4 protein-coding genes are annotated in these 5516 nt (G+C 66.9%); 3 read left to right on the forward strand and 1 reads right to left on the reverse strand.

Going from position 1 to position 5516, the window contains the following annotated elements; translation table 11 throughout:
- Positions 1-406 (reverse strand): glycosyltransferase (locus Q4F04_RS14535; RefSeq protein WP_303370518.1); only part of this gene is annotated, 406 nt, incomplete at its 3' end.
- A 213-nt stretch (positions 407-619) separates the two neighbouring features.
- On the opposite strand from Q4F04_RS14535, the gene Q4F04_RS14540 reads away from it, so the two are divergent.
- The 3 genes from Q4F04_RS14540 to Q4F04_RS14550 all read left to right on the forward strand — a co-directional run.
- Positions 620-1615 carry a hypothetical protein gene (locus Q4F04_RS14540; RefSeq protein WP_303370519.1) on the forward strand — a complete coding sequence of 332 codons (996 nt, stop codon included), beginning with the start codon at positions 620-622 and terminating at the stop codon, positions 1613-1615.
- A gap of 102 nt (positions 1616-1717) precedes the next feature.
- Positions 1718-3544: a hypothetical protein gene (locus tag Q4F04_RS14545; protein ID WP_303370520.1), complete on the forward strand. Its 1827-nt coding sequence runs from the start codon at positions 1718-1720 to the stop codon at positions 3542-3544.
- A 227-nt stretch (positions 3545-3771) separates the two neighbouring features.
- Positions 3772-5516: hypothetical protein (locus Q4F04_RS14550; RefSeq protein WP_303370521.1), on the forward strand; the 1745-nt coding region annotated here is incomplete at its 3' end.

Genomic DNA, 5516 nt, shown 5'->3' on the forward strand with positions numbered 1-5516 from the left:
CGCGCCAGCCCTTGGCGATGGAGAGGGTGCCGTCGCTGGAAAAATCGTCAACGACGAGGCATTCGAAATCCGCCAGATCCTGCTGGCTGACCGATCGGAGCGTCGCGTCAAGGAAATCTGCCGCGTCGAATGCCGGGATGATGAGACTGACGGCGGTCATGGCGTCCCGCTCCGCTATCGAAACCGGACGGGTATCCCGTGCCGCAACGCGGATGTCAATGTCGCGGGCCAGGTCGCCGCATATGCGAAAGGTTGAAAAAAAGGATGCAGCACAAGGGAAAATGGCATAGGAGCGCCCCGAAGGGATCAGTTCCAGGACAGTCACATCATGGCCGAGACGAACATGCAGCAAGAGACCGGCGGGCGCCTGGCTTCCACCGTCCACGCCGTCGAGCATCCGGTTCATCGCGCGGGGCCGCCGAACATCGCACTTGTGCCCGATGCGGCCGACGAGCGGGCCGCAAGCACGGCCAGAATCACCCTGACGCTTGTTCTGCCGCCGGGGAACGGTCCGGTTCCCGCACAGGACTTTGCCGATTTCATTGCCCGGTCGCTGCCGGGGGTCCAACTGAACGTCCGGTCCGGTCCCGATTGGACAGATATGCCCTCGGGTCCGGTCGTGGTCCTGACGGCAGATCCGGTCCGGTCGCTTGCCTGGCGCATCCAGCAGGGCGTGGCCCCGGATCGCGCCCTTGCCGAATGGAAGGAAGCGGCGGAAGCGCTGCTCGGCCTGCATCGCCGGGACCGGCGGCGGATCATTCCTGTCGATCCGGCGATCCTTGACCCGGACATGGCAAGGGCCCGGGAATTGCTGACCGCGCGGCTGCTGAAGGTTCCGGCGGCACCGGCCCTCGTGCCTCCTTCCGGGACCGAACTGCCGGAGGAGGCCGGGCCGCCTGCCGCGACCGCCATCGGCCCGGAAGCCACCACCCTCGCACTCGTGATGCTCGGCGACCCGGCAGTCGCTGAGCTTGCCGAAGAACTGAGAGCGGTGACCCTGGGCCTCGGCATCGGATGCGACCGGCAGGAACTTGCCCTTGCCGCCTGGAAACGCGCCGCCGCCACCCGCACCCGGGCCAGCCTGCTGGGCGACCAGCTCAGGCTGCAGATCGAAAAAGGCGAAGGCGAGTTGCAGAAGCTTCAAGAGCGGGCGGAACTGCTGGCAGCCCGTCTTGAGGAGCAGGTCAAGGCAAACGAGAGCATCGGTAAGGCGCACAAGGCTGACCAACAGAAATTCGCCCAGGCGCTTGCCGACCGGGAGCGTCAGATTGCCGATGCGCGGCAGGCCAATGCCCAGGCAGCCGCCAGGTTGGAGCGTCTTCAGCAAAAATCCGAATTGCTCAGCGACAATCTCGCCCTTCAAGGCAGCCTGCGGACGGACCTGTCCGACAAGAACGCGGCGCTTGAAAAGCGCGTGAAGGAGCTTGAGGCCGCCCTTGCGGCGGAACAGGCGCGCGGCAGGCGCGAGCGTGAGCAATTGACGGCGCAAAAGGCGGCGCTGGAACTGCGCCGGGCCCATGCGCAGCGGCGCATCGAGGCAGTGCTGGCATCGCGGTCCTGGCGCCTGACAAAGCCGGTCCGCGCCATCGCCCGGCTTGTGCCGGGCCGTGGGTGATCCCGCTGCTTCCCTGCAGCCTGCCAGATTCGGGGAGGCCGCCTTGGTCACTCGGCTGGTGACCCTGCCCTGCAAACCCGGCACACCGATGAAATCGCATCCATGACCGTCCATTCCATCACCCCTGCTCCGAAAGCCGGCCAACCCGTATCGGTGGCCGTGGTCGCTGCCGGCCCGCAGCGCCTTGCGTCCCTGCTGGAACCGCATCTTCCCGCACCTGCGGGCCGTCTGGTGATCTTCGACGCAGCCGGCACGGCCGGAATCACACCCACGGTGCCCGGAGCCGAGGTCGAATTGATTGCCGCGGCGATCGGGGATGCCGAAGGCGAGACGGAACTGATCCGCCACTCGCTGCCCGGATTTTTAAGCCTGCGCCGGGCGGCAGAGACGCTGCACGAAATCTTCCCCGGACTGCATGAAGTGGCCCGGCGCAGCGTTCCAGTGGTGCCTGTCACCGCAGTAGCGGGGCGATTGGGCGCAGCAGTCTTCACGCTGATTCTCGACCTGCCGGGCGAGGAACTGGCGTTGCTCTCGCGACTGGAAAGGCACGGGTTGCTGGAGCGCGTTCAGAAGCTGACGCTGCGCTGCGGCGCAGAGCGCTTCTTCGAAGAAGCCATGACGGCTGACGAGTTGCAGGAATGGCTTGCGGAACGCGGCTTCAACCTGACGCGAAGAGATGAACGGGATTCGGCCTGGCCGGTGCTTCATTTCACGGCCGATCACCTGCGCCGCCGGGTGACGGCGCTGGAACGCGACCTTTTCGAGCGTGATGCGGCGCTCGACAAAGCCGAGGCCAAGGCCTCCAGGATCATCAGGCGCCTTCAGGCGGCTGAGGCAGAACTGCAAACCGCAAGAACTGTGGCCGAAAAGACCCAGAAAGGTCTTGTCGAGCGTGATGCCGCGCTCGACAAGACCACGGTCGAGGCTGCCGGAATAGCCAAGCGCCTGCAGACAGCCGAGGCGCAATTGCACGCTGTGCAGATCACAGCAGAAGCGGCAAAAAAAGGGTTGGCTGAGCGTGACGTTGCGCTTGAAAAAGCCAAGTCCGAAGCTGCCGGAATAGCCAAGCGCCTGCAAACGACCGAGGGGCAACTGCAGGCCCTGCAGATTACCGCAAAAACGGCGCAGAAGCGCTTGGCCGAGCGTGATGCCGCGCTGGATAAGGCCCAAGCCGAGGCTGACGGAATGGTCAAGCGCCTGCAGGCGGCCGAGGCAGAGCTGCAAACCGCAAGAACCTCGGCCGAAACAGCGCAAAAGGGCTTGGCTGAGCGTGATAAGGCGCTCGACAAGGCCAAGGCCGAGGCTGCCGAAATGGCCAGGCGCCTGCAGACGACCGAGGGCCAGCTGCAGGCCGTGCAGACCACCACAGAAACGGCACAAAAGAGCTTGGCTGAGCGTGATGCCGCGCTTGAAAAAGCCAGGTTCGAGGCTGTCGGAATGGCTAGCCGCCTGCAGGCGGTCGAGGCGGAACTGCAAACCGCAAGGACCACCGCCGAAACGGCGCAGAAGACTATAGCCGACCGTGACGCCGCGCTTGGAAAGGCCGAGGCCGATGCGGCCGGAACGGCCAAGCGCCTGCAGGCGCTGGCTGACGAAACACGACGGCTGCGCCTTGCCTTGCGCAACAGCGAGGAACTGGCCCAACGCGCGCGGGCCGGCTTTGACGAGATGCGTGCCGATCACGGGATGCTGCTGTCGATGTTGCAGGCACGGACCGACGAACTGGCAGCGCTGCAGGTCAGCCATCAGCGGCTCTCGGATGACAAGCGGGCAGTGGAGGAATTGCTTGGCAAGCTGACCCCCCGCTTGCAGGAAGCCGCCGCGCAGTTGGGATCGCTTGCGCTGCTGCCGGGCGAACCCCCGGCCGAAGCTTCGGCAGAGCAGGGCAGGCGCGAATGGCCGCGCAAGCTGAGGGGCCGCGACCAGTGACCCGCGGCGGCAATCCGGACAAGGCGCGCCAGCGTGCGGAACGCAGGGCAGCCCGGTCCGCACAACGCCTGACGGGCAATGCCCACGCCGCACAGGACAGCCGCACGGAAGGCCGGGACGACCGCAAGCCCGAGGAACGTCGTCCCTCTGGCCCGCAACAAGCCGGGGGCAGACGCGGGAGTGAGGGCGCGGCGCTGGGGGACCGCGACAGACCGACTCAAGAAGCCGTGCTGAACGCAGCCGACACAGACAGATCCGTCGGCCGCATCGACCTGATCCGGGCCGCCCATCTGTTCGAGCAGATGATCGACATGGTCGAGACCCGCAGTGTCCCTGCGCCAGCCCTTACCGGCGAGGCGCTTTCGAGCCTTTTGCGCCAATGCGAAGCGATCTCGGCAGGTGCCGGGAAGGCCGAGGTGCCGCTGCTGATCGCGCTGCCCGGCCTTCCGATGCTGGACCCCGTCTGGTGGCAGGGCGCGGTGGCATGGGACGTGGTCCGCCTGCCCGACACCGCCGCCGCGGGCGGCCCGCTTCTACAGCCCGACCAGTTGGAGGCAATGCGCACGGCACGGGCGCGGTCGGGGCAGCGGCTGCTCATGGTCGCAGCGGCGGATGCGGTGCCTGCGGAATTGCCTGACAGGCTACGGCCCCGGGCGCTGCTGACCTGCCATCCCTGGCTTGCCTTTGTGGCGGCAGGCACCGGCTGTCTCGATGCATTCAGCGCTCGGCTGCTGGACTTTCTGGAATGTCACCCGGATCTGCCGCTTTATCCGGTCCACGCAGGCGATCCGGCGGACCGGGCGGCCTGCCGCAAGAGATTGCTGCATCTGGCAGAGGGCGCCGCTAAAGCCACCCCGCCCGACCGGACAGAAGCAGGTGCCGGGTTGCCGAACGACTATCTGGGCGGCGCCCCCGCCTACGAGGCGCTGTGCCGCCGCTTGGGCCATGATCCCATGCGGGTGCCGGGAACCGCGATGATGACGGCCCCCCTTTCGGCCCAGCCGGAACTGACAGGTTGGACCCTGCCCCCTGACGGGGCATCCGTCGCAGCGGTGTCCTGGTTCCTCGACCGTCTTGCCGCCCTGCCTGCCGGAGCGTCCATGGCCGCACGGATGCGCGCCCTGATTCCTTCCCTTGATGCCTGCCTGTCCGCGCCGGCATTCCCGGAAGCGCTTGACCGGGCCGCCGGCCTGCTGCGTCCCGGTGACGCCGCGCTGTTGCGGCTGCTGGCGGCGGCCCATTTCCAGCGCCGCGAGGATGCGCTGCAATCCATGGGCCTTGTCGCCGAGGCGCTGGAGGATACGCCGGACGATTTGCCGATGCTGCATCAGGCCGGCGCGCTGCTTTATCTTGAACTGAACCGTCCGCTGCAGGCGCTCGAGGCGCTGGCTGCGCCGCTTGCGGCGCTGGATGAAGCCACCGCATCAGCCCTGCGGAAGGCAATCCACAAGGATGCGCCGCCCGATGCCGGCCAGCATGGCCAGGCGCTGCTGCTGGCGGAGCTGGCGCAGAACCCGCCCCTGCCTCTTGCCGATGGCCGGCGGCGGATCATGATCGAGATCGGCACCACGCGCGAAACGGTGCCGGGCCAGGGATCGACCCGCCAGCTTGCGCTGCTCTGCGCCGAACTGGGGATCGACTTCGTCACGGTGGATATGGACCCCGCCAACAGCCGGCGGGCCGCGCGGATGTTCCGGCGGTTGGGGTTGCCCTTCACCGCCGTCACCGCCAAGGGCGAGGACTATCTGGCGAGTTTCGAGGGGAGGATCGATTACGTCTTTCTCGATGCCTATGACTTCGACCACGGCAAGCACTCCGAACTGCGTCAGGCGCGCTACGAGCAGTTTCTGGGCAGCCGCATCAACGACGCCGACTGCCACCGGATGCATCTGGACTGCGCCCGGACGCTAGCCGAGAAACTGTCACCGGACGGGCTGATCTGCTTCGACGACACCTGGACTGACGAGGCCGG

This window comes from Paracoccus sp. (in: a-proteobacteria), assembly GCF_030536915.1.
Lineage (GTDB): Bacteria > Pseudomonadota > Alphaproteobacteria > Rhodobacterales > Rhodobacteraceae > Paracoccus.

Excerpts from the sequence above, each read along its gene's own strand:
- Q4F04_RS14545 (WP_303370520.1), top strand. The coding sequence starts at position 1,718 with ATGACCGTCCATTCCATCACCCCTGCTCCGAAAGCCGGCCAACCCGTA.